Annotated in this window: 20 protein-coding genes and 1 pseudogene; 17 read left to right on the forward strand and 4 right to left on the reverse strand. The window is 69.2% G+C overall.

Annotation, left to right across the window (positions count from 1 at the left end; translation table 11 throughout):
* Nucleotides 1-13 precede the first annotated feature (13 nt).
* From ABH935_RS48000 to ABH935_RS48020, 5 genes are read left to right on the forward strand one after another with little or no spacing between them, the layout of a single operon-like run.
* Nucleotides 14-1,951: a hypothetical protein gene (locus tag ABH935_RS48000; protein ID WP_370384707.1), complete on the forward strand. Its 1,938-nt coding sequence runs from the start codon at nt 14-16 to the stop codon at nt 1,949-1,951.
* A gap of 43 nt (nt 1,952-1,994) precedes the next feature.
* Nucleotides 1,995-2,345, forward strand: a complete 351-nt coding sequence (locus tag ABH935_RS48005) for an L-rhamnose mutarotase (RefSeq protein WP_370384708.1) — start codon at nt 1,995-1,997, stop codon at nt 2,343-2,345.
* Nucleotides 2,338-4,752 (forward strand): ricin-type beta-trefoil lectin domain protein, encoded by a 2,415-nt coding sequence (locus ABH935_RS48010; protein WP_370384709.1) that lies wholly within the window; start codon nt 2,338-2,340, stop codon nt 4,750-4,752. The genes ABH935_RS48005 and ABH935_RS48010 overlap by 8 nt, the downstream gene beginning before the upstream one ends.
* Before the next feature lie 49 nt (nt 4,753-4,801).
* The gene (locus ABH935_RS48015) at nt 4,802-5,869 is read left to right on the forward strand and encodes a zinc-binding dehydrogenase (RefSeq protein ID WP_370384710.1); all 1,068 of its coding nucleotides are present in this window, start codon (nt 4,802-4,804) and stop codon (nt 5,867-5,869) included.
* The gene (locus ABH935_RS48020) at nt 5,866-6,633 is read left to right on the forward strand and encodes an SDR family oxidoreductase (protein WP_370384711.1); all 768 of its coding nucleotides are present in this window, start codon (nt 5,866-5,868) and stop codon (nt 6,631-6,633) included. Before ABH935_RS48015 ends, ABH935_RS48020 begins: the two co-directional genes overlap by 4 nt.
* A gap of 25 nt (nt 6,634-6,658) precedes the next feature.
* Here ABH935_RS48020 and ABH935_RS48025 read toward each other — a convergent pair whose 3' ends face one another.
* Nucleotides 6,659-6,901 carry a hypothetical protein gene (locus ABH935_RS48025; RefSeq protein ID WP_370384732.1) on the reverse strand — a complete coding sequence of 81 codons (243 nt, stop codon included), beginning with the start codon at nt 6,899-6,901 and terminating at the stop codon, nt 6,659-6,661.
* 32 nt (nt 6,902-6,933) lie between these two features.
* Here ABH935_RS48025 and ABH935_RS48030 point away from each other — a divergent pair, with 32 nt between their 5' ends.
* Nucleotides 6,934-7,131 carry a hypothetical protein gene (locus tag ABH935_RS48030; RefSeq protein WP_370384712.1) on the forward strand — a complete coding sequence of 66 codons (198 nt, stop codon included), beginning with the start codon at nt 6,934-6,936 and terminating at the stop codon, nt 7,129-7,131.
* Between the two features lie 128 nt (nt 7,132-7,259).
* On the forward strand, nt 7,260-7,859 hold the full coding sequence (locus ABH935_RS48035) for a X2-like carbohydrate binding domain-containing protein (protein ID WP_370384713.1): 600 nt from the start codon (nt 7,260-7,262) through the stop codon (nt 7,857-7,859).
* 100 nt (nt 7,860-7,959) lie between these two features.
* Here the strand turns inward: ABH935_RS48035 and ABH935_RS48040 are convergent, their stop codons facing one another.
* Complete coding sequence (locus tag ABH935_RS48040) at nt 7,960-9,243, reverse strand: MFS transporter (protein ID WP_370384714.1); 1,284 nt, start codon at nt 9,241-9,243, stop codon at nt 7,960-7,962.
* Nucleotides 9,244-9,327: 84 nt separating this feature from the next.
* Between ABH935_RS48040 and ABH935_RS48045 the strand changes: the two genes are divergently transcribed.
* Nucleotides 9,328-9,738, forward strand: a complete 411-nt coding sequence (locus ABH935_RS48045) for an ArsR/SmtB family transcription factor (protein ID WP_370384715.1) — start codon at nt 9,328-9,330, stop codon at nt 9,736-9,738.
* A 13-nt stretch (nt 9,739-9,751) separates the two neighbouring features.
* Here the strand turns inward: ABH935_RS48045 and ABH935_RS48050 are convergent, their stop codons facing one another.
* Both ABH935_RS48050 and ABH935_RS48055 read right to left on the reverse strand, forming a co-directional pair.
* A complete protein-coding gene (locus ABH935_RS48050) occupies nt 9,752-10,291 on the reverse strand; it encodes a hypothetical protein (protein WP_370384716.1) in 540 nt (179 codons plus the stop codon).
* Nucleotides 10,292-10,331: 40 nt separating this feature from the next.
* Nucleotides 10,332-10,802 (reverse strand): DoxX family protein, encoded by a 471-nt coding sequence (locus ABH935_RS48055; RefSeq protein ID WP_370384717.1) that lies wholly within the window; start codon nt 10,800-10,802, stop codon nt 10,332-10,334.
* A gap of 348 nt (nt 10,803-11,150) precedes the next feature.
* Here ABH935_RS48055 and htpG point away from each other — a divergent pair, with 348 nt between their 5' ends.
* From htpG to ABH935_RS48100, 9 genes and pseudogenes are all read left to right on the forward strand, one after another.
* Nucleotides 11,151-13,061, forward strand: coding sequence for a molecular chaperone HtpG (gene htpG, locus ABH935_RS48060; protein WP_370384718.1), 1,911 nt, complete (start codon nt 11,151-11,153; stop codon nt 13,059-13,061).
* Nucleotides 13,062-14,143: 1,082 nt separating this feature from the next.
* Nucleotides 14,144-15,163 carry a LacI family DNA-binding transcriptional regulator gene (locus ABH935_RS48065; RefSeq protein WP_370384719.1) on the forward strand — a complete coding sequence of 340 codons (1,020 nt, stop codon included), beginning with the start codon at nt 14,144-14,146 and terminating at the stop codon, nt 15,161-15,163.
* A 161-nt stretch (nt 15,164-15,324) separates the two neighbouring features.
* On the forward strand, nt 15,325-16,605 hold the full coding sequence (locus ABH935_RS48070; protein WP_370384720.1) for an extracellular solute-binding protein: 1,281 nt from the start codon (nt 15,325-15,327) through the stop codon (nt 16,603-16,605).
* A 25-nt stretch (nt 16,606-16,630) separates the two neighbouring features.
* The gene (locus ABH935_RS48075) at nt 16,631-17,644 is read left to right on the forward strand and encodes a carbohydrate ABC transporter permease (RefSeq protein ID WP_370384721.1); all 1,014 of its coding nucleotides are present in this window, start codon (nt 16,631-16,633) and stop codon (nt 17,642-17,644) included.
* A complete protein-coding gene (locus tag ABH935_RS48080; RefSeq protein WP_370384722.1) occupies nt 17,644-18,483 on the forward strand; it encodes a carbohydrate ABC transporter permease in 840 nt (279 codons plus the stop codon). The genes ABH935_RS48075 and ABH935_RS48080 overlap by 1 nt, the downstream gene beginning before the upstream one ends.
* Before the next feature lie 60 nt (nt 18,484-18,543).
* Nucleotides 18,544-20,277: an amylo-alpha-1,6-glucosidase gene (locus ABH935_RS48085; RefSeq protein ID WP_370384723.1), complete on the forward strand. Its 1,734-nt coding sequence runs from the start codon at nt 18,544-18,546 to the stop codon at nt 20,275-20,277.
* A 26-nt stretch (nt 20,278-20,303) separates the two neighbouring features.
* Nucleotides 20,304-20,844: pseudogene (locus ABH935_RS48090) on the forward strand (poly(3-hydroxybutyrate) depolymerase); the annotation flags it as partial.
* A gap of 225 nt (nt 20,845-21,069) precedes the next feature.
* Nucleotides 21,070-21,630, forward strand: coding sequence for a SigE family RNA polymerase sigma factor (locus ABH935_RS48095; RefSeq protein WP_370384724.1), 561 nt, complete (start codon nt 21,070-21,072; stop codon nt 21,628-21,630).
* Entirely contained in the window at nt 21,593-22,363 is a 771-nt protein-coding gene (locus tag ABH935_RS48100) for a hypothetical protein (protein WP_370384725.1), read from the forward strand. Before ABH935_RS48095 ends, ABH935_RS48100 begins: the two co-directional genes overlap by 38 nt.
* Nucleotides 22,364-22,403 lie beyond the last annotated feature (40 nt).

Below are 22,403 nucleotides of genomic sequence, written 5' to 3' on the forward strand. Positions count from 1 at the left end.
GGAGATACCTTTCATGCATCCCGTCATCAAAGCCTCTGTCCCGGTGCTTGAGCCTCCCGGCTGGGCGCTGGCCGAGCGCGAGCTGTTCGATCTGCTGGACCGGTCGTGGCGGCGGTTCGCCGAAGACTTCACCGGGTCCGGCGGCGAGCTCAGATACCACGGGACGCTTTCCACGCGCGACGGCGGCGACGACTTCTACGAGGTCTTCTTCAACTGGCCGCAGCTGTATCTGCTCGGCGGCGCCGACGACCTGCTGGCCGCCTCCGAGCGGCACTGGGAGGGCGTGACCCGCCAGCTCACGGAGCTCGGCGTGCTGCGCGACGAGTACGAGCGCGGATACGACTGGTTCCATCAGGGCGAGAGCCTGCTGCTGTTCTACTTCCTGTGCATGGCCGACCCCGAACGCTGGCGCGAGCGCGCCGGCCGCTTCGCAGAGCTCTACGTCGATCCGATCCACCGCAACTACGACGCCGAACATCGCATCATCCGGCGCCCGCACAACGGCAGCGACCCGGACCGCGAAGGCCTGTTCGACGGCGAGTACTACCCGTGGCTGCCCAAGGAAGCCGAGATGTACGGCTTCCCCCTGAACTGGATCCTGCCCGCGGGCGCCGAGACCCCGCCGCTGGACAAGGACCCGCGTCTGGGCGAACAGATGCGGTTGCGTACGGGGGTCGGCGACACCGCGGTCAACCTGGCGGCTACCGGCCTCGCCCTCAATGCCCTGATCCTCACCGGCGAGGAGCGCTACCGGGACTGGATCGTCGAGTACGTCGGCGCGTGGCGGGAGCGTGCCGCCGCCAACGGCGGCGTCATACCCGACAACGTCGCCCCCGACGGAACCGTCGGCGGCCTGCTGGAGGGCCGCTGGTACGGCGGTCACTACGGCTGGAACTGGCCGCACGGCTGGCACAGCGTCGGCCCCGCCGCGGCGGTCGCGGCCCTGGCCGCGGCCACCGTCACCGGCGACGACTCCTACCTCGACCTGGTCGGCCCCACCCTCGACGAGGTCATCGCGCACGGCAAGACCATGGCCTTCGCCGACGCGGACTCCAGCCTGCGGTCCAAGTGGACCATCCAGCTGCTCGACGACGTCCGGACCCCGACCTTCCACGTCCCGTACCGGCACGGCGACGAGGGCTGGTTCGACTACAACCCGATGCCGTTGGTCGTTCCCGCCGCGCTGTGGCACCACACCGCCTCCGCCGCCGACCGCGAGCGCATCGAGCAGCTGCGCGAGGCCTCCGGCATCGACTGGAGCGTCATCCGGCCCTTCCGTAGCAAGGAGGAATCAGGGCACGAAGAACCCTGGTTCGCCTTCCTCGCCGGCGATGACCCCGGCTACCCCGAGCGCATCCTGGCCACCGCGCAGGCCCAGGTGCGCCACCGCCTGACCCGCATGGAGCGCTACCGGGATCTGGACGTGCCCGAGGCCGACATCCACCTGTGGCAGCAGTCGAACCCGGTGGCCACCGAGGCCCTGGTCCAGCTCACCTGGGGCGGGCCGCAGGTGCTGTACAACGGCGGCCTCCAGCAGGCGCGCGTGCGCTACTACGACGCCGGGTCACGCCGCCCGGGGCTGCCGCTGTCGGTCGCGGCACTGGTGTCCAGCATCGATCCGCAGGCGACGGTCGTGGAACTGGTGAACCTCGACTCGGAGCAGGCGCGCACGGTGATCGTCCAGGCCGGGGCCTTCGCCGAGCACACCATCGCCGCCGTCGAGTACACGGCGTGCGAGGACTCGTCGTGGATCGGCGACCTCTATGACTACGGACACCGGCAGCCGGCGGAGACGTCGGCGTCGGCCGAGGTCGGCGGGCCGTGGCTCACCGTCGAGTTGCCTCGCTCGACGCGTGTGCGCTTGACGCTGCGCCTGGAGCTGCGCACGCGCCAGCCGTCGTACCGCACGCCCTTCGACTCCGAAACCTCGCAGACGGACGGCTCGGAGTGACCACGGGTTTCCCGGCCGACCCCGGCGATAGGAAAGGCTTGACATGCAACGCATAGCCCAAGTCGCCCGGCTGCGACCCGAGCTGCGCGAGGAATACCTCGCACTGCACCGTGAAGTCTGGCCGGATGTCGAGGCCGCACTGCGAGCGGCGCACATCCGCAACTACAGCATCTTCCTCCACGAGGACATGCTCTTCGCCTACTACGAGTACCACGGCGAGGACTTCACCGCCGACCTCGAAACCATCAAGGCCGACCCCGAATCGCAACGGTGGTGGACCTTCACAGACCCCTGTCAGATCCCGTGGCCGGACGCCGCCGACGGTGGCCGCTGGTCGGACCTGCCGGAGATCTGGCACCTCAGCGACGAAGTGAAGGAGGACCCTGATGCCTGACTCGCTCCATCAGCCCGGCCGCCGCCGCAGGCCGACGAGGCCCGCCCTCGCCACGGCTTTCGCCGTCGTGGCGGCGAGCATATCCGCCGTCGCCCCGAGTACCGCGGAGGCCGCGTCCACCACCACGCTCTACGCCTCGCCGACCGGCAGCGGAACGTCCTGCACGTCCGCCGCTCCGTGTTCCCTGACCCAGGCGCGATCCTCCGTCGAGGCCATCGACACGAACATGAGCGGCGACATCGTCGTCCAGCTCGCCGGCGGCACCTACCAGTTGACCTCGCCGCTCAGCCTCGGCAGCGCCGATTCGGGCACCAACGGGCACACGGTCAGCTGGCAGGCCGCGCCCGGCCAGACGCCGGTGATTTCCGGCGGCGAGCAGGTGACCGGCTGGACGCTGCACGACTCGGCGAAAAACGTCTACGCCGCGTCGGTCCCCGTCGGAGCCGACTCGCGGCAGCTCTACATCGACGGCGCGCCGGCGCCGCGTGCGGCGATCTCCATCGCGCGCAGCGATGTGGCGTTCACCAGCACCGGTATGACGATCCAGAACTCGAAGCTGAACTACCTGGCCTCGCTGCCGGAACAGAACCGCATCGAGTTGGAGGCGCAGAACTCCTTCACCGATCGCTTCACGCCGGTGCGGAGCATCAGCGGCACCAGCGTCACGATGCAGGAGCCGGCCTGGCAGAACAACGGCTGGGGCTACGACACCATGGAGAAACCCTTCGCCGGCGGGGCTTTGCAGCTGGAGAACTCGTACTCGTTCCTGAACACCGCCGGTCAGTGGTACCTCGACCCGACCGCCGGCCAGCTGTACTACAAGGCGCCGTCAGGCTGGAACCCCGGTGGGCACGACGTCGAACTGCCCCTGGTGACCTCGCTCGTGGACATCAGCGGCAGCTACAGCAACCCGGCGAAGAACATCGCCTTCCAGGGCGTCAGCTTCCAGGACTCCACCTGGCTGGCGCCGAGCACCTCGATCGGGTACGCGGACCAGCAGACCGGTACGTTCCTCAACCAGACGTACTCCAATGAGCCCTCGGACTTCCTGACCTCCTGCAACACCGGATGTCAGGCCTTCGAGTCCACCCGGAACAGCTGGGGCCAGGTGCCCGCGGCCGTGCAGGTCTCCGCCGCGAGCGGCATCAGCTTCAGCGGCGACACGTTCAGCGACCTGGGCCAGGTGGGGCTGGGTATCGGCAACGACGCGGACGCGGTGGCCTCCGGCACGGGCTTGGGCGCCTCGAACGTCACCGTGGACCACAACACGTTCAGCGACGACGCCGGAGGCGGTGTCGTGGTCGGCGGCGTCCAGCCGGACGCGCACCACTCGTCGAACCCTGCGATGACCGACCAGAACATCACGATCAGCAACAACTCCGTGACGTCTGTTGCCCAGGACTACAAGGACATGCCCGGCATCCTGTCCACCTACGTCTCGCACGCCGTCGTCACGCACAACGAGGTCTCGAACCTCGCCTACGACGGCATCGACGTCGGCTGGGGCTGGGGCATCAACGACCCCGGCGGCAGCCAGGACTACGTCAACCGCGGCACGTACAGCTACCAGCCGATCTACACCACGCCGACCACGCTGAAGAACACGATCGTCACCTACAACAAGGTGCACGGCACCAAGAAGGTCTTCCACGACGGCGGCAGCATCTACAACCTGTCCGCCAACCCCGGCGGCGTCATCGACGACAACTACATCTACGACAACAACCACACCATCGGCCTGTACATGGACGAAGGCTCCCGGTACGTCACCCTGCAGAACAACGTCCTGCAGGACAACGGCGAGTGGGCGTTCACCAACGCCGACGCGAACAACAACACCGATGACAACTCCTTCCTCACGAACTGGTTCAACAGCGGTGGCGCGAACGTGGCGACCGGCTCTCCGCACAACAACGTGATGAGCGGCAACGTCTCAGTCAGCGGTACCAGTTGGCCGGCCGGCGCGCTGGAGGTCGTCTCCCAGGCCGGAGTGATCACCAACGGCGGCGTCGGGACCGCGGCGATCCACGCTGTGGGTGCGGGCAAGTGCATGGACGACAACAACTTCAGTACCACTCCGGGCACCAAGCAGGAGATCTGGGACTGCAACGGCCAGACCAACCAGACCTGGTCGCGCACCTCGACAGGCCAGATCACCCTGTACAGCGGCACCACCCAGCTGTGCCTGGACGCCTGGGGACAGGGCACCACCAACGGCACTGCCGTCGACGCCTATACCTGTAACGGCCAGACAAACCAGCAGTGGAACCTGAACCCCGACGGCACGATCACCGGAGTCCAGTCCGGCCTGTGCCTGGACGTGACCGGCGGAAACACGGCCAACGGCACCCTGCTGGAGCTGTGGACCTGCGACGGCGGTGGCAACCAGCAATGGAACCTCGGCTGACCATCCGCCGCACCCGACCTCTGTCGCCCCACAGAAGGACGCTGACATCATGACGACCCCGCTGGCCGTGCGGTACACCGCCGCCCGCACCCTGACGACCGGCCCGGCCGAAACGGCGGCCCCGGGCCCCGGAGAAGTTGAACTCGCCCCGGCCTACGTCGGGATCTGCGGCACGGACCTGCACATCTTCCACGGCGACATGGACGCGCGGGTCAAGACGCCCGCCGTCATCGGGCACGAGATGTCCGGGCGGGTGGTCCGCGTCGGTCCGGGTGTCGCGGGTTTCGCGCCCGGCGACCCGGTCACGGTGATGCCGCTGCGCTGGGACGGCACCTGCCCGGCGTGCCTACGCGGACACCGGCACGTGTGCCAGAACCTTGATTTCATCGGCATCGACTCGCCCGGCGCGATGCAGCAGCGCTGGACCGTGCCCGCCTCGACGCTCGTCCGGCTGCCGGATTCGCTGCCGCTGGACCGGGCGGCGCTGGTGGAGCCCACGGCCGTGGCCGTGCACGACGTCGGCCGCGCCGGCGTGCGCGCCGGCGATCGGGTCGTCGTGGTCGGCGCCGGGCCGGTCGGCGTCCTGATCGCCGTGGTCGCCCAGGCCGCCGGCGGCGACGTGCGGGTCGTGGAGCCGAACGCGCACCGTCGGCGGCTGGCCGAACAGCTGGGGCTGCGGACGTGGGACCCGAGCACGGATTCCGCCGACGGCGGTGGCGGCGACGTGTTCGACCGTGTTCGTGACTGGACCGGCGACGCCGGCGCGGACGTCGCGTTCGAAGTCTCCGGCGCCGAGGCCGGTGTGCAGACCGCGGTCGACGTGCTCGCGGTGCGCGGCCGGCTGTGCCTGGTGGCGATCCACCCCCGGCCCCGGCCGGTGAACCTGCACCGCTTCTTCTGGCGGGAACTGACGCTGATCGGCGCCCGGTTGTACGACCGTGAGGACTTCGAGACCGCAGTGCGCCTGGTCGCCGAGGGCACCGTCCCGGCCGAACAGCTGATCAGCAGGGTTGTGCCGCTCGCCGACGCACTCGGCGCCTTCCAGTCGCTGGAAGCCGGCCACGACGTCAAGGTCCTGGTGGACTGCACCGACTCCTCCTCCGAAGGCCCGGCATGAGCACGAACCGATTCGACCTGACCGGGCGCCTGGCCGTCGTCACCGGCGCGCGCCGCGGCATCGGCCGCGCTATGGCCCGCGCGCTGGCCGAGGCCGGCGCCGACATCATCGGCGTGAGCGCGAACCTGGAGAGCGCCGGCAGCGACGTCGAGAAGGACGTGACCGCCGCCGGACGCGCCTTCGAGGCGATCCGGGCCGACTTCTCCGATCCCGCCGCCGTCGCCGCACTCGGCGCGGACCTGGCCGGCCGCGAGCGTCCGGTCGACATCCTGGTCAACAACGCCGGCACCATCGCGCGCACCCCCGCCGCCCAGCACTCCGACGCCGACTGGGACCTGGTCCTGCAGGTCAACCTCTCGGCCCAGTTCGCCCTCACGCGCGCCGTCGGGGCGCGGATGGTCGAACGCGGCCGGGGCAAGATCATCTTCACCGCCTCCCTGCTCAGCTTCCAGGGCGGCATCACCGTCCCCGGATACACCGCCGCCAAGCACGGCATCGCCGGGCTGACCAAGGCGCTGGCGAACGAGTGGGCGCCGCACGGTGTCAACGTCAACGCCATCGCACCCGGCTACATCGCCACCGACAACACCCAGGCTCTACGCGACGACGCCGACCGCAGCGCGGCGATCCTGGGGCGTATCCCGGCCGGCCGCTGGGGGAGCGCCGACGACCTCGCCGACGCGACCGTCTTCCTCGCCTCGGACGCCGCAGCCTACGTGCACGGCACGATCCTGCCGGTCGACGGCGGGTGGCTGGGCCGATGAACCGCGAAAGCTCACGAACGGGGCTCTACCGGGACGGGTCGAAGAACGGCCGGTCGTAGACCTCGAACGAGCGGATCGAAGCCCAGCAGCCGGCGTCGAGGCCGGTGACGGTGACGCGGAGGTGGCGCGTTGTCGCGGCGAACATGACGGTCTGGACCTGGGACGTGCTGGTGGTCGCGGTCAGGTCGGCGAGGGTGGTCCAGGAGGCGCCGTCGGTGGAGGCGTCGATCCGGTAGCCGTAGCGGTGGCCGTCGAATTCCCAGGCGATGCGCGCTCCGGTGACGGTGTGGCTCCGGCGGCGTGAACGCCAAGCGCTACCTGATGCTGTCCACCCTCGGCGACATCGCCAGCAAGCCGCTGGACGACGCCATGTCCGCCGAGATCGCCTCGCTGAACGACCCGAACCTGATCGCCTCGTTCCACTACTACGGCTACTGGCCGTTCGGCGTGAACATCGCAGGCGTCGACACTTTCGACGCCACGTCGCAGCAGAACTGAACTACTGGGACGACGGCGGCCGCATCCTCGACCGCAACACCCTGCAGCTGATCGAGCCGGCGACCTTCGACGCGGCGAAGTCGAGCTGGAAGACCCGGTCGGGCACCGCGTCCAACGACACGGTCTACGTGCCCGAGGCCGCCCCGGCCGCCGACGAGAGCCTGACGCTCAACCTGAACGGACTGCGCTTCACCGGCCCCTACGACGGAACCAACCGGCTGCGCGAAGGCTGCGACTACACCGTCAGCGGCACCCAGCTCACGCTCAAGGCCGCGCTGCTGACCAAGCTGACCTCGCAGGCGAATCAGGCGGCCGCCCCGGCCTACGGCGTGAACGCGACGCTGTCGGCGCACTTCTCGCGCGGGCTGCCGTGGCAGATCAACGTCGTGACCGACGCCCAGCCCACGCTGACCGCAGCGACCGCGACGGTCGGCACGACGAGCGCGTTCACCATCCCCACGCAGTTCAACGGCGACACGCTGTCCATGATGCAGTCCGTCTACGCCGACGGCACCGACGCCGGCCAGGCGACCTGGACCGCGTACCAGGCTTACGGCACGTCGTTCGCGCCCGACTACGCGAACAACGGCATCGTTCTGCCGTCCGCGTATCTGGCCTCGCTCACCGACGGCAAGCGCGTGACGCTCACCTTCCGCTTCTGGAGCGGCGCCACCGCGACGTACTACCTGACCAAATCCGGCGGCACCGTCACCGGAACGCTGTCCTGATCCCAGAGGAGAACGAGCGGAGGCCGACCGCGCGCTTGGCTTCTCCGCCTCGGCGCGCGTCGGCCGGCGCCGTGGAGAAGGCTGCTGATTTCGCGCTCGATCAGGCGGGTTCCTCGACCCGGTGCCGGGTCGCCACCACGACTGCGGCGCCGCCGATGGCCAGCGCCGCGAGCACCGCGGCGAACACCGAGGCGCTGGTGCTGAGGCCGACCGCGTCGCTGAGATATCCGGCTGCGACCGGCAGGGTGCCGGCGGCGAGGTAGCCGCCGACGTTCAGGGCTGCGTTGGCCTCGGCGAGGCGGTGCACCGGGATGGTGGCGTTCAGCAGGGACAGGCCCGCGAGTTGGCCGAGGCCCTGGCCGACGCCGGCCAGGACGGCGGCGGTGAACAGCAGCGGTGCCGAGCCGGCGGTGACCGCGCCGGCCAGGGCGGCCATCGCCAGCGTCGTGGCGCCGAGGCTGACCAGCAGGATGCGGCGGCGGCTGAGGCGGTGGACGGCGAACTGTGCTCCGGTCGCGGCGGCGAACATCACGAACGCGGTGCAGCCGGCCAGGATGCGGCTGCCGGAGTGCAGCAGGTTCGCCAGCAGGGACGGGCCGAGGGAGAGGACGAACGAGGTCGCGGTGATGCCGGGGGCGAAGGCGGCGATGCCGTGCAGCAGCGGCAGGCGGCCGTGGGGCGGGACCGAGGGGATGCGGATCCAGCTGCCGCCTGCGGTGGGGGCGGTGCGCTTGGTGTGCGCCGTCTGCGCCGTCTGCGCTGTGCGCGCGGGCTTCGGCAGCGGGAGCCGCAGCACCGCGACCAGGGCTGTCAGCAGCAGCACCGCCTCCACCGCGAAGACGGTGACCGTCGGCCCGGCGACGGTCTGCGCCAGGATCCCGGCCGCCAGCGGACCCAGCCCCGCGCCGGACACCATGGCGCACGACGCGAGCAGCGCGCCCTGGCGGCGGCGCTCGGGCCCGGCGACGTCAGACACCGCGGCCATTCCGGCACTGACCACGGCGCCGACCGCGATCCCGGTGAACAGACGGGCCACGATGAGCGCGACCACCGAGGCGGCTGTGGCGAAGACGAGACACGCGGCCAGTGCCAGGAGCAGCGCCGGGATCAGGACCGCCTTGCGCCCCAGCCGGTCCGAGGCGATGCCGCTGACCAGGAGCGATGCCAGCAGGCCGACGATGTAGAAGGCGAAGATGACGGTGAGCGTGCCCTTGGAGAAGCCCATGGAACGCTGCCAGAGCACGTAGAGCGGGGTCGCGGCGTTCGACAGTACGAACACTGCGGTGATCGGCCAGGCGGCGGTCAGGATCGAGCGGACGGATGCAGCGGTGCGGTCAGGTCGCTGCCGGACGTGTTGAGTCGTGGTGGAAAGGACTTCAGGCATGAGGCTGCCCCCGGAAGTAGTACGAGTTTTTTCGAACAGGCGACACTGTACGATAGAACTCGTACTGAGAGCGAGGAGGTCGCCGTGACAGGCACCAAGGCACGCGCCGCGAGGCCCGACGCGACATCCGGGGCCGCGCACCGGTTCGCGACGTTCCCGGCGCGCCCGGACACGCCGGAGCCGCTCGACGAGCCGGCGCGCGACGACATCCGCCTGGAGCAGGTGATGGCGGCGCTGTCGGACCCGCTGCGCCTGACGATCGTCCAGCGCCTGCTGCTGGAGGCCGAGGCCTTCGACCACACTTGCGGCTGGTTCGGCTTCGACCGCCCGAAGTCGTCGCTGACGCACCATTTCAAGGTGCTGCGCGAGGCGGGCGTGACGCGGCAGCGCCAGTACGGGCTGGAACGGCGCAGCCAGGTGCGGATCGAGGACTTGGAGGAGCGGTTCCCGGGGCTGCTGGACTTGGTGGCGGACTGGGAGCCGCAGGAGATCTAGCGCGGTCGAGCGGTTACCAGAGCCCGACGGGCTCTCGGCCGGCCGCCCGGAGCAGGATGCCCCGCATGGAACCCATCCCGTACTTGTCGACGTCGCTGGAGATGTGGGCCACGTCCAGCAGCAGCGGCCGGAGGTCGACACCGGCCTCGCGTGCCTGCCCGCACAGGTCGTTCAGGGCGAGCATCATGTCCCGTGTGTCGCCGCCGTGATCCTTGACGGACATCTCCCGCAGCTGCTGTCGGAAGCCCTCAGGCGTGGGTTCGAAGGGCAGCGTCACGGCCCAGCAGAACGAGCGATACCGCTCCAGAAGCGCGCGCAATGCAGCCCGGAGGTCCTCGTCGCCCTCCGCGTCGCCCTCCGCGTAACGGGAGATGACGTCCCGCAGCGCCGCCTCGGCCTCGGGACGGATCCCCGCCTCGTCCAGCGGATGCGGGCCTTCCTGCATCTTCCGCACCCAGTCGGGGTCGGTGAGGTCCACCGGCCGCGTGGCGATGGGCTCGATGGAGGCATCGAGCACTGCGATCCATTCTTCAAGCTCCGGCAGTTCGCTCATGGCGCCTTCTTCGTCCGTCGGGCGCCGCGCCCAAAGGCGGTCAGTCGACCCCGGGAACCGCGTCGTTCGCCCGCGTCGGCCGTCGCAACGATCTGGCTTCCGCCGCACCGACCGGCCGCGACCGTGCGAGCAGTGCGTCGATGGCCAGCGGGCCGGCGCCGACGAAGGCGATCGCGAGGAACGACCACGAGAACAGCGCGGCCGGCTCGCCGCCGTTGGCCATCGGCAGCAGTGCGTGCTTCTGGTGCACGGAGAAGTACGCGTAGGCCATGGTCCCGGACAGGACGACGGCTGACAACCGGGTTCCGAGGCCGATCATGACCAGTACGCCGAAGACGAGTTGCAGTGCTGCCGCCACGCCGCCGGGCCAGGTGGTGGGGGAGAGCGTGTGGCCGGCGGGCTTGACCGGGAATTCGGTCAAGGTGGAGGCCCCGTGGCAGGCCATGAGGAATCCGATGACGATGCGGTAGAGCGACAGGACGATGGGGGACAGCGACCGTGAGTCAGGCATGCGGCTTACCAACTTCCGTTTGGACCCGCCTCAGAGTGGGCGGACAACTGGCTTCGTCCTGAACGGCGCCGAGGGCCGTTGCAGGGAAACGGGGTGCCGGCGGTGGGAAACGTATCGATTCGACGCTCTGGCGGGAAACGGTGGCGAAGGCGGCCGAGAGCGGTTCCCCTCGCGAGCTGCGGCGGTGGAGGGCCGGGCGGGACGCGGGTACAGAAAGTTTCGTGGGTCGACGCGAAGACGAGCCCTGATATAGCGTGTCGTCGAAGCGACGACAGGCAAGGGCGTCGCTGAAAGGTGACGTCAATGCGAGACGCGGGGATCATCGATACCGCATAAGGAGAACGCCCGGTGGCCAGCAGCACCGAGACCCTGGAGTTCCAGGCCGAGACCCGTCAGTTGTTGCAGTTGGTGATCCATTCGATCTACTCGAACAAGGACATCTTCCTGCGCGAGTTGATCTCCAATGGCTCCGATGCCCTGGACAAGCTTCGCCTGGAGTCGCTGGTCGATTCTGATCTCGACGCTGACACCTCCGACCTGCACATTGAGTTGGAGGTCGATAGGGACGCGCGGACGCTGACTGTGCGTGACAACGGGGTCGGTATGGGCCGTGAGGAGGTGGTGGAGCTGATCGGTACCATCGCCAAGTCCGGTACCGCGAGCCTGTTGGAGAAGGTGAAGCAGGCTAAGGATGCTGAGGCGGCGCAGAGTCTGATCGGGCAGTTCGGTGTCGGGTTCTATTCGGCGTTCATGGTTGCCGACAAGGTCACGCTGCGTACCCGCCGCGTCGGGACTGCCGAGGGCACGTTGTGGGAGTCCGACGGTGAGGGTACCTACGACATTTCCACTGTTGAGGGCTTGCCGGTGGGTACCGAGGTGACGTTGCACCTGAAGCCGGCGGACGGTGAGGATGGCCTGGCGGATTATCTGGCTGAGTGGAAGATCCGCTCGATTGTGAAGCAGTACTCGGATTTCATTCGCTGGCCCATTCGGATGGCGGTGGAGCGCGGCGCCGAGGACGGCGTGTCCGTCACCGAGATGGAGACGCTGAACTCGATGAAGGCGTTGTGGGCTAGAGCCCGCGCTGAGGTGTCCGAGGAGGAATACCACGAGTTCTACAAGCAGATCAGTCACGACTGGACCGACCCCGCCGAGATCATCCACATGCGCTCGGAGGGCACCTTCGCGTACGACGCGTTGCTGTTCATCCCCTCCCAGGCGCCCTTCGATCTGTTCGCCCGAGAGACCAAGCGTGGGGTGCAGCTGTACGTCAAGCGAGTGTTCATCATGGATGACTGCGAAGCGCTGGTGCCGAACTACCTGCGCTTCGTCAAGGGCGTCGTGGACGCCCACGACCTGTCGCTGAACATCTCGCGCGAGATCCTGCAGCATGATCGGCACATTCGCGGCGTGCGCAAGCGCCTGGTCAAGAAGGTCCTCGGCACTGTCAAGGACATGCAGGCGAACAACGCTGAGGGTTACGCCAAGCTGTGGGACCAGTTCGGCCGGGTCTTCAAGGAAGGCCTGATCGAGGACACCGACAACACTGAGGCGCTGCTGGAGCTGATCTCGGCGGACTCCACCCACGACCCTGAGAAGACCACCACGCTGCGCGAATACGTGGCGCGGATGAAGGACGGCCAGGACGCCATCTACTACCTCACCGGCGCCACTCGTGCCGCGGTGGAGAACTCTCCGCACATGGAGGCCTTCGCGGCCAAGGGCTACGAGGTCCTGATCCTCACCGACCCGGTCGACGAGGTCTGGGTCGACCAGATCAGCGAGTTCGACGGCCACCGCTTCCAATCCATCGCCAAGGGCCAGGTGGATCTCGACGCCGACACCGACGACAGCGACGGCGAGGAGAAGAGCAAGCGCGAGGCCGACTTCGCCGCCCTGCTGCCCTGGCTGGCCGCGACCCTCGGCGAGCACGTCAAGGCCGCGCGGCTGTCCTCCCGGCTCACCACCTCGGCGGCCTGCGTCGTCGGCGACACCGGCGACATGACGCCGATGCTGGAGAAGATGTACCGGGCCACGGGCCAGCAGATGCCCCCGGTCAAGCGCATCCTGGAGATCAACCCCGACCACCTGCTGATCACCGGCCTGCGCGCCGCCCACGAGAAGAACCCCGACGACCCGGCCCTGCCCGAGCTCGCCGAGATCATCCTGGGCACCGCGCTGCTCGCCGAAGGCGGCGACCTGCCGGATCCGGCGCGCTTCGCCCGGCAGCTGAGCGAGCGGCTCGGTCGGAGTCTGTGATGTGACGCGTCAGGGGCACGGCTGGCCGGTGAGCAGCTGGTCGTGTCCTGTACTTTTTGGTGCTCCTGCTTGATGTGTGGGTGTGGGTGTGGGTGGCTGGGGTGTGGTGGGTGTGGTGGGTGTGGTGGGTGCGGCGGGTGCGGGTTGTTTGTGGGTGACAGTCAAGGGCGTTTTCTTACGGCTTCGCGCGGGTTTAAGAAGGATCCGCTGGGTGGCGCAGTTCGGTGGTGTGCCTGGCGTTGCGCTGGCGGCCGCCGGCGTTGGCGTGCACGACCGCGCACCGGTCCGGGTCACTGCGCACGCGTTGCGTGGGCGGCAATCGTCGGGCGTGGTGGGCGCCTGAAAGTCAAAGACAGGGCCTCCGGCGGCGCCTGCGCGGCGAGCGGCACTCGCTCCGGGGAGGGGGGTCGCGTAGTTGGCTGCCGGACGCTGCTTGTGGTCGCCCCGTCCCGGGTTCCCCGTCGCGTCGTCGCCTCACGGAAGCAGACCGGCCAGCCGGAATCAAGCCGGATCACACGCTGCTGTGGTGCGGCTTCGTCCGGCTTGACACCGGCTGTCCGGTCAGCTTGGCTACGCCCGCCGACGCGACGGGGAACCCGGGACAACCCCGCCTGTGGGGAGGGTTCCCGCACCTCCGACACGACAACTCACCGCCGCCTGTGGCCACCCAGTGGACCCCGGGACACAGGCGACCACAAGCATCGTCCGGCAGCCGACCGACTACGCGACCCCATCCCTCCGAGCAGAGGCTCCGGCTGAAGGCCCTGCCTTTGATCTTCGGTCATACAGGTCAGCAGCGCCACTTTCTTGCCGTACCGCGCGCCGATCGCGCGCGCCTGCGCCACCTTCCGCAGCCTCACTTCTCTGCGGTCGACCATCGCGTCGAACCGGTTCGTCAGAACCTAGGGTGCTGATTCCCGCCTGTCAACGTCTCCGGGCGGCCGGGCCGCCGGCGAGGCAGCTGGGCCGCCGTTCACATGATTGACACACGAAGCCGACGCGCCTACTCTCGCTTCAACTCGCCGGTCGAACCGGTTCGATATTCGACACCATTCCGTCCCTCGGCGCCATCGGAGAATCGCGTGAACATCGGTGAGATCGCTCGTCGTGCGGGAGTCTCCCGCAGCACGGTGTCGTACGCGCTGTCCGGGAAGCGGTCGATCTCGCCTGAGACCCGGGCGCGGATCCAGGCGGTGATCGACGAGCTCGACTATCAGCCCAGTGCCACCGCGCGGGCGCTGTCCTCCGGCCAGACCCACACCCTGGGGCTGGTGTTCCCGCCGGCCAGCAGTCACTACACCGACATGCAGTTGGACTTCATCGGTTCGCTGGTCGAGGCTGCCGCCGGGTTCGGTTACGACGTGCTGCTCGCGGCGTCGGTCGGCAACAACGAACAGGGGCTGCGACGCCTGGTCGCCGAGCGGCGGGTGGACGGTGCGGTGCTGATGGAGATCCGGCTCGACGACGCGCGGGTCGACTACCTGGCCGAGGCCGGGTTCCCGTTCGTCACCATCGGCCGCACCGGCAAGCCCGACCACACCCGGTGGGTCGATATGGACTACACCGCGCTGGTCAGGTCGTGTGTGCAGCACCTGGCGCACCTCGGCCACCGGCGGATCGCGTTCGTCAACCGGTCGGAGCGGCTGTTCCGGGCCGGGTACGAGTCCGCGCACCGCAGCCTGACCGGGTTCGAGGACGCCTGCCGGGAGCAGGGCGTCGTCGGCGCGGCCTACCTGTGCGGTGACGACGCGGCCTCCGGCGAGGACACCGTCGGCCGTGTCCTGGCCGCCGATCCGGACACCACGGCCCTGGTCACGGTGAACGAGGCGGCGCTCGGCGGCCTCTACCGGGGCCTGGCCGCACACGGCCGCAAGGTTCCGCTGGACTTCTCCGTCACCGGAATCGCCCTGAGCCGCTGGGCCACCGCGGTGACGCCGCAGCTGACCGCGGCGGACGTCTCGGCCGCCGAAATGGGCCGGGTCGCGGTGGAACTGCTCCTGGAACTGCTCGCCACCCCCGACGCGCCGCCCCGGCACGTCCTGCTCGCACCACCGGTCTCCCTGCGCGCGAGCACCGGGCCCGCCCCCGCGTCAGACCACTGACAGCTCACTGACAGTCATCCGGCAGGCGACTGTCAGAGAGCATCTCAGATCACTGATACAGGACGTCCTCCGGCACTCGCGCGACCCAGAAATCCCATCCTCCGCACGGCAATGCGGAGTCCATCAGCCGCCTGCCGGCGGCGGATCGAAAGGGAACGACTATGAAATCACAGTCCATGACCCGGCGGCTCGCCGCGGTCGGATTGGCCTTGGCGGTCACCGGCGCGGCCGCCGCTTGCTCGGCGTCCAAGAGCTCCACGGGCGCCGGGGGTTCCGGCTCCGGGTCCGGCGGCGCGGCCGCCGGCGGGACCTTCACCGTCTGGGACCCCTACCCGCAGTTCGACAGCGGCTCGGCCTGGTCCCAGCTGCTGGCCAAGTGCGGCACGCAGGCCGGGGTGACGGTCAAGCGCACCGGCTTCGACACCACCGACCTGACCACGAAGGTGCTGCTGGCCGCGCAGCAGGGCAGCTCCCCGGACGTGCTGATCGTCGACAACCCGGTGGTCTCCACGCTCGCCGACGCCGGAGTCATCACCGACACCGGCACCACGCACCTGGACACCTCGGGCGTCGCGCCGAACCTGCTGGCGGCCGGGCAGCTGGCGGGCAAGACCTACGGCGTGCCGATCGGCGCCAACACCCTGGCGCTGTACTACAACAAGGCCGTGTTGACGGCGGCCGGCGTGGACATAACCTCGGTGAAGGACTGGTCTTCGCTGACCGCGGCGCTGGCGAAGGTCCACGCGGCCGGCAAGAAGGGCATCACGTTCTCGGCGATCGGCACCGAGGAGGGCAGTTTCCAGTTCCTGCCGTGGTTCTGGGGCTCCGGGGCGAACCTGAAACAGCTCGACTCCTCGCAGGGCGTCGCGGCGCTGTCGCTGTGGACCGGCTGGCTGAAGCAGGGCTACGCGCCGAACTCGGTCATCAACAACACCCAGACGACCAGCTGGCAGGAGTTCGCCACCGGGCAGTACGCGTTCAGCGAGAACGGCACCTGGCAGCTGGCCAACGCCAAGAAGGCAGGGTTCGACTACGGCATCATCCCGATCCCGGCCATGAACGGCGGCACCGCCGCGGCGCCGACCGGCGGCGAGTTCGTCACCATCCCGGTCCAGGACAAGACCGACCGCTACAGCACCTCGCAGAAGCTCGTAGCCTGTCTGACCAGCGCCGACAACGCGCAGGCCACGGACACCACGCTGTCCTACGTCGCGGCCACCCCGGCCGTGCAGGCCAAGCAGGTCGCCGCCGACCCCGACCTGCAGCCGTGGGTGGCCGCGGTCGCCGCCGCCAAGGGCCGCACCAGCGACGACCTGGGGACGAAGTACCCGAAGATCTCGCAGCCGATGTGGACCGCGGTGCAGGCGGCGCTCAGCGGCTCCTCCTCCCCGCAGGCCGCGATGACGACCGCGCAGAACGCCGCCGCCGCGGCGACCAAGTGACGCCGGACATCGAAAGCACCTGCCCATGAACTCCACGACGCCACTGAATTCCACGGCACAGCCCGGAGCGCGGTCTGTGCCGGATGGGAACGGCGTACGGGGCGCGCGCGGGGCGGTCTTCACCGCCCCGCGTCGCGGCCCCGCGTCCGGCCCCCGCCTCACCTCCGCGAACTGGGCGGGCTGGGCGTTCCTCGCCCCGGTCGCGATCTATCTGGTGGCCTTCTACGCCTACCCGATGTACCGCAACGTCGAGCTCAGCCTGCACCACTACACGGTGCGCTCGTTCGTCCACGGCGGCGCCCCGTTCACCGGCCTGGACAACTATCGCAATATCCTGAGCGACCCCGCGTTCGGCCCGGCGCTGATCCACACGCTGGTGTTCACCGGCGTGTCGATCCTGTTCCAGTTCTGGATCGGCATGGGGCTGGCGGTGTTCTTCACCCGGCACTTCCGCCTGTCGGCGACGCTGCGCGCGCTGTTCCTGGTGCCGTGGCTGCTGCCGCTGATCGTGTCGGCCTCGACGTGGTCGTGGATGCTCAACAGCGACTCCGGCGTCGTCAACCACGTGCTGCACAGCGTGGGGATCGCGCCGATCGACTGGCTGACGTCGCCGAAGTGGTCGCTGGCCTCGGTGATCATCGCGAACGTCTGGATCGGCATCCCGTTCAACCTGGTCATGCTCTACAGCGGCATGCAGGCGATCTCGCCGCAGCTGTACGAAGCCGCGGAGCTGGACGGCGCGAGCGCCTGGCAGCGGTTCTGGAAGGTCACCTTCCCGCTGCTGCGTCCGGTCGCGGCGATCACGCTGCTGCTCGGGCTGGTCTACACCCTGAAGGTCTTCGACATCATCTGGATCATGACGAAGGGCGGCCCGGCCGGTTCCTCGGCGACCTTCGCGACCTGGTCCTACCAGCTGGGCTTCGGCAACCTGCTGCCGGAGTTCGGGCCCGGCGCGGCGGTCGGCAACCTGCTGGTCGTGATGGCGCTGGCCTTCGGCCTGGTCTACATCCGGGCCCAGCGCAAGCAGCGGGAGGCGTGATGCGGAACGTCGGACACCTCCGAGCTCCCCGCACGACGTGGTGGAAGACCGGCGTCGGCCTGGTGCTGACCGCGCTGATGCTGTTCCCCGTCTACTGGATGGTCAACGAGTCCCTGACCCGCGACCAGGACATGCGCAAGACCCCGCCGAACTGGTTCCCGGTCCACGGCACCCTCGACGGATACCGCGCGGTGCTGCACCAGCAGATGCCGTATCTGGGCACGAGCCTGTTCGTCGGCCTCGGGACGGTGGTCCTGACCGTGGCGGTCGCGGCGCCGGCCGGCTACTCGCTGGCCAAGCTCCGGCCGCGCGGCGGCGGCCTGCTCGGCTTCGCGCTGCTGATCGCGCAGATGATCCCCGGCATCATCATGGCGATGGGCTTCTACGCCATCTACCTGAACCTGGGCCTGCTCGGCAGCGTGCCGGGGCTGATCGTGGCCGACTCCACGATCGCGGTCCCGTTCGGCACACTGGTGTTCGCGGCGTTCATGTCGGGCATCCCGGAGGAGTTGCTCCAGGCCGCCAAGACCGACGGCGCCGGGCAGCTGCGCACGTTCTGGTCGATCGTCATGCCGGTCAGCCGCAACGCCGTCGTCACCGTGTCGCTGTTCGCCTTCCTGTGGGCGTGGTCGGACTTCATGTTCGCCAACACCCTCGACAGCGAGGGCGGCGCGCAGCCGATCACCCTGGGCATCTACCACTACATCGGCAACAACAACCAGCAATGGAACGCCATCATGGCCACCGCGGTCGTGGCGTCGGTCCCGGCCACCGTCCTGCTCGTCGTCGCCCAGCGCTATGTCGCCGCCGGCGTGACTGCCGGAGCGGTCAAGGACTAGCAGGGCCCAGCCCCAGCCCGCCGACGCAGCCGTCCGCACCCCGTACACAGAAAGACCACTATGACCATCGCCGGTGCCCTTCCGACGTTCGACGTCCGCGACATCCCCTTCAGCCACCACGGATCCTGGTTCGGCATCTCGCCGGTGATCGCCGAGGCGACCTACGCCGAGGACCTGCACCTCGTCTCCCACCAGAACGGACTGCACCCGGTTCTGCGCTTCACGCCGACAGACCGGTCCGGCTCGCGCGTCGAGGCGGCCGTCGCCGCCACGCCGGCCCGGCTCGGCTGGGCGTGGCAGGGTTCTGAGATCGAGCTCGGCTACGAGACCGACGACACGGTGCGGGTACGCGGCGAAGGCGCGGGTTTGGGCCTGCGCCTGAGCGCCGCCGATCCGACGCTCACCCCGTTCAGCGGGCCCTACTTCTATCGCGATCCGGTCGACGGGTCCTATATCTACACGCTTTACCAGACCGGACGCCGCTATCGGATCACCGTGCTGTCGGGGGAGCCCGCCGAGGTCTTCGGGGAGCAGGCTCTGGGAACCGCCGATCGAGGTCTGATTCTCCCCGCGGACCGGGCTTGGGAGATCGCCATTGAGGAGTTCGACAGTGCCCGACCGCGTTACCGCAGGGCAGTGGCTTTCGACGGCGTCGTAAAGGCCGCCGCGACGCGGTTCGCAGAGTTCGTGGAAGCGATCGCGCCCTGGCGCGGCGCCGAGACTCCGGCCGCGGAACTGGCCGCGTACGTCCTGTGGTCGGCGACCGTCCGGCCGGCCGGATTCCTGTCCCGGCCCGGCGTCCTGATGTCCAAGCACTGGATGGACAAGGTCTGGAGTTGGGACCACTGCTTCAACGCGATAGCCCTGGCGGCCGGCGCGCCGGAACTGGCGTGGAGCCAGTTCCAGATCCCGTTCGACCACCAGGACGAGAGCGGTGCGCTCCCGGACTCGGTGACTCACTCCGAAGTCCTCTACAACTACGTCAAGCCGCCGATCCACGGCTGGGCTCTGGGGCATCTGCGTGCGAGCCTGCCGCGCGAACTGAGCCGCGCCGAGGTCGTGGACGTCTACGGCAAGCTTTCGGCCTGGACGCGCTTCTGGCTGTCCGCACGCCGCGTCCCGGGCCAGGCGCTGCCGCACTACCAGCACGGCAACGACAGCGGCTGGGACAACGCGACCACCTTCGACACCGACCGCGTCGTCAAGACCTCGGATCTGGCGGCCTTCCTCATCCTGCAGCTCGACCGGCTCGCCGGACTCGCCGAGGAGCTGGACCTCCCCGACGACGCAGACACCTGGAAACGCCATCGCGAAGAAGTGAGTACCGCGATGCTGAAGGAGCTGTGGCGTGACGGCCGGTTCGTCGCGCGCGGCGCGGCGACCGGACGGGCCACCGCCAGCACCAGCCTGCTGGATCTGATGGCGATCGTCCTGGGCGACGCTCTGCCCGACGACGTCCGGGACACGCTGGCCCGCGACATCGAAGCCCACCTCACGCAGTACGGCCCCGCCACCGAACAACTATCGTCGGAGCACTACGAGGCCGACGGCTACTGGCGCGGCCCGATCTGGGCCCCGTCGACCGTCCTGATCGAGGACGGTCTGCGCCGCGCCGGCTTCGCCGAGCTCGCCGACGAGGTGAGTAGCCGCTTCCGCGCCCTGTGCGAGAAGTCGGGCTTCGCAGAGAACTTCGACGCTCTGTCCGGCACCGGCTTGCGCGACCGCGCCTACACCTGGACGGCCAGCGCCTACCTGATTCTCGCTGCCGCCCACGAATCGCGGAGGCAAGGTTAGTCATTGGTCTGAATCAGGACCATACTATCCGGTCGAACTCCCGCCACGAATCGGTTCGATGGAGCGCGGCGTCCCCGAATGCCGTCGCGGCCGGGGCGTCCGCCGGATGCGGCAAGGCTCCGGCATTGGCCAGCGGTACGCACGCGATCCAGAGCAGTGGTCAGACCCGCAGTTACATCCTGCGGTTGCCCACCGGTTACGACAGCAGTCATCCCTACCGCTTGGTCTTCGGGTTCCACTGGGTCGGCGGGACGATGAACGACGTCGACTCCGGCGGGACAGACGGCTACAACTGGTCCTACTACGGCCTGCGGAGGCTGGCTGACGCTGCGGGGAACGGCACCATCTTCGTCGCGCCGCAGGGCAACAACAACGGCTGTCTCCTCAGGCTTCAGCTACGGCGGTTCGATGACCTACGCCTTGGCTTGCGCCCGGCCGGCGGTCTTCCGCGCGGTCGCCGTCTACCCCGGTGCGAACCTGAGTGGCTGCGCCGGCGGCACGCAGCCGGTGGCGTACATCGGCCTGAACGGTATTCGGCGATCAGCGGCTGGACGGTCCGCTGGACGCTCATGAACTGACGCGGAACAGCGCCACGGCCATTACCGTCACCGTCACCGTCACCGCCACCGCCACCGCCACCGCCACCGCCACCGCCACCGCCACCGGCATCGGACAGTCACCTGTCCGATGCCGGTGTTACCGGTCGTCCTGCTAGGCTGGCGACCCGCAAAGCGGTTGAACGTTCACCGACTTCCCCCCCGGTTCATCTCTCTGAGAGGCTTCCTCGCGAAGATGGTCGTCGACGATGCCTCGGCGGAGTTCCACGACTTCTTCGAGCGCCACTACGCGGAGCTGAGCCGGCTGGCCTTCCTGCTGACCGGCGAGTCGGAGGGGGCGGACGACCTCGCCGCGGACGCCATGCTCGCGCTGTGGCACCGCTGGGACCGGCTGCGCGCGGCGGACCATCCGGTCGCCTACGCGCGCGGCGTCGTGGCGAACATGGCGCGCAACCGCACCCGCCGGGCGATCCGCGAGCGCAGCCGCGTCAGGCTGCTCTGGGCCGGCCGGACCGAGCGGATCGAGGAGCCGGACGTGGCCGGCGGCGTGGACGTCCGCGCGGCGCTGGCGAGCCTGCCCTTCCGCAAGCGTTCCTGCGTGGTTCTGCGGCATGCTTTCGATCTGTCGGAGAAGGAGACCGCGCAAGCGCTCGGGATATCGGTCGGTACGGTGAAGAGCCAGACGTCGAAGGGCATGGCCGAGCTCAGGCGGCTGCTCGGCGTCCAGGCGGCCGGAGATCTGGCGGAAGGGGGATTCGGTGGACGACACTCGCAGGCATCTGCGCCAGGCCGCTGAGGCCCACCAGCCGGACCGGGAGGCGATGCTGGCCCGGATCGAGCAGGGCATGGCCGCCGGGCCGCGCGCGGATCGGGCCCGGCTGTACCGGCGGCGCCGGCAGGCCTCGTGGCTCAAGGTCGCGCTCGCTGGGATCGCCGGTGTCAGCGTGCTCGGCCTCGGCGGTCTCGCGCTGGCGGCCGGTGTGCGGCAAGAAGCGCCCCAGCACCCGGCGCCGGTGACCGCGACGCCGACCGCTCCGACCGCGACCTCGCAGCCTCATGCCTCGGCCACGACGAAGCCCTCGGCCTCCTCCGGGCCGTCCACGCCGCACCGCTCGGCCCCGCCGACCGTCGACGGCCTGAACGGACTGATCTCGGCGCGGGCAGACATCAACGCGCACAGCATCGTCTACTGGTCCCAGAACGACCTGACCCTCGACGTCGCACAGCCGCTGAGCGCGCTGACCGTGGAACTGCGGATCGCGCAGACCGGCGGCGTGCAAAGCACCGGGGACTGGCGGACGGCGCCGCCGGACGACTTCACGGTCACCGTGACGCCCTCCGACGGCTACGTGGTCTACCGCTGGACCCTCAAACCCGGCCGCACGATCCCGGCGGCGCGGGAGGTCTTCGCCGCGCAGTTCAACCACGCGACCGGCAAGCGTGACGCGAGCAGGGACACCTTCCTCGTCGACGCGACCGGGGCCGGCCGCACCGGCGAGATCCGCGGGGGCTTCCCGGCCGGCGGCTGAGTCTTCCGCCGCCGGCGGCGATGACGATCACGCTTCCGAG

Origin of the sequence: Catenulispora sp. GAS73 (assembly GCF_041262085.1) — a bacterium.
Classification (GTDB): Bacteria; Actinomycetota; Actinomycetes; order Streptomycetales; family Catenulisporaceae; genus Catenulispora.

Bases quoted from the DNA above. Each gene is read 5' to 3' on its own strand.
- ABH935_RS48000 (WP_370384707.1), top strand. From the start codon at position 14: ATGCATCCCGTCATCAAAGCCTCTGTCCCGGTGCTTGAGCCTCCCGGC.
- ABH935_RS48005 (WP_370384708.1), top strand. From the start codon at position 1,995: ATGCAACGCATAGCCCAAGTCGCCCGGCTGCGACCCGAGCTGCGCGAG.
- ABH935_RS48010 (WP_370384709.1), top strand. From the start codon at position 2,338: ATGCCTGACTCGCTCCATCAGCCCGGCCGCCGCCGCAGGCCGACGAGG.
- ABH935_RS48015 (WP_370384710.1), top strand. From the start codon at position 4,802: ATGACGACCCCGCTGGCCGTGCGGTACACCGCCGCCCGCACCCTGACG.
- ABH935_RS48020 (WP_370384711.1), top strand. From the start codon at position 5,866: ATGAGCACGAACCGATTCGACCTGACCGGGCGCCTGGCCGTCGTCACC.
- ABH935_RS48040 (WP_370384714.1), bottom strand. From the start codon at position 9,243: ATGCCTGAAGTCCTTTCCACCACGACTCAACACGTCCGGCAGCGACCT.
- ABH935_RS48050 (WP_370384716.1), bottom strand. From the start codon at position 10,291: ATGAGCGAACTGCCGGAGCTTGAAGAATGGATCGCAGTGCTCGATGCC.
- ABH935_RS48055 (WP_370384717.1), bottom strand. From the start codon at position 10,802: ATGCCTGACTCACGGTCGCTGTCCCCCATCGTCCTGTCGCTCTACCGC.
- ABH935_RS48070 (WP_370384720.1), top strand. From the start codon at position 15,325: ATGAAATCACAGTCCATGACCCGGCGGCTCGCCGCGGTCGGATTGGCC.
- ABH935_RS48075 (WP_370384721.1), top strand. From the start codon at position 16,631: ATGAACTCCACGACGCCACTGAATTCCACGGCACAGCCCGGAGCGCGG.
- ABH935_RS48080 (WP_370384722.1), top strand. From the start codon at position 17,644: ATGCGGAACGTCGGACACCTCCGAGCTCCCCGCACGACGTGGTGGAAG.
- ABH935_RS48085 (WP_370384723.1), top strand. From the start codon at position 18,544: ATGACCATCGCCGGTGCCCTTCCGACGTTCGACGTCCGCGACATCCCC.
- ABH935_RS48095 (WP_370384724.1), top strand. From the start codon at position 21,070: ATGGTCGTCGACGATGCCTCGGCGGAGTTCCACGACTTCTTCGAGCGC.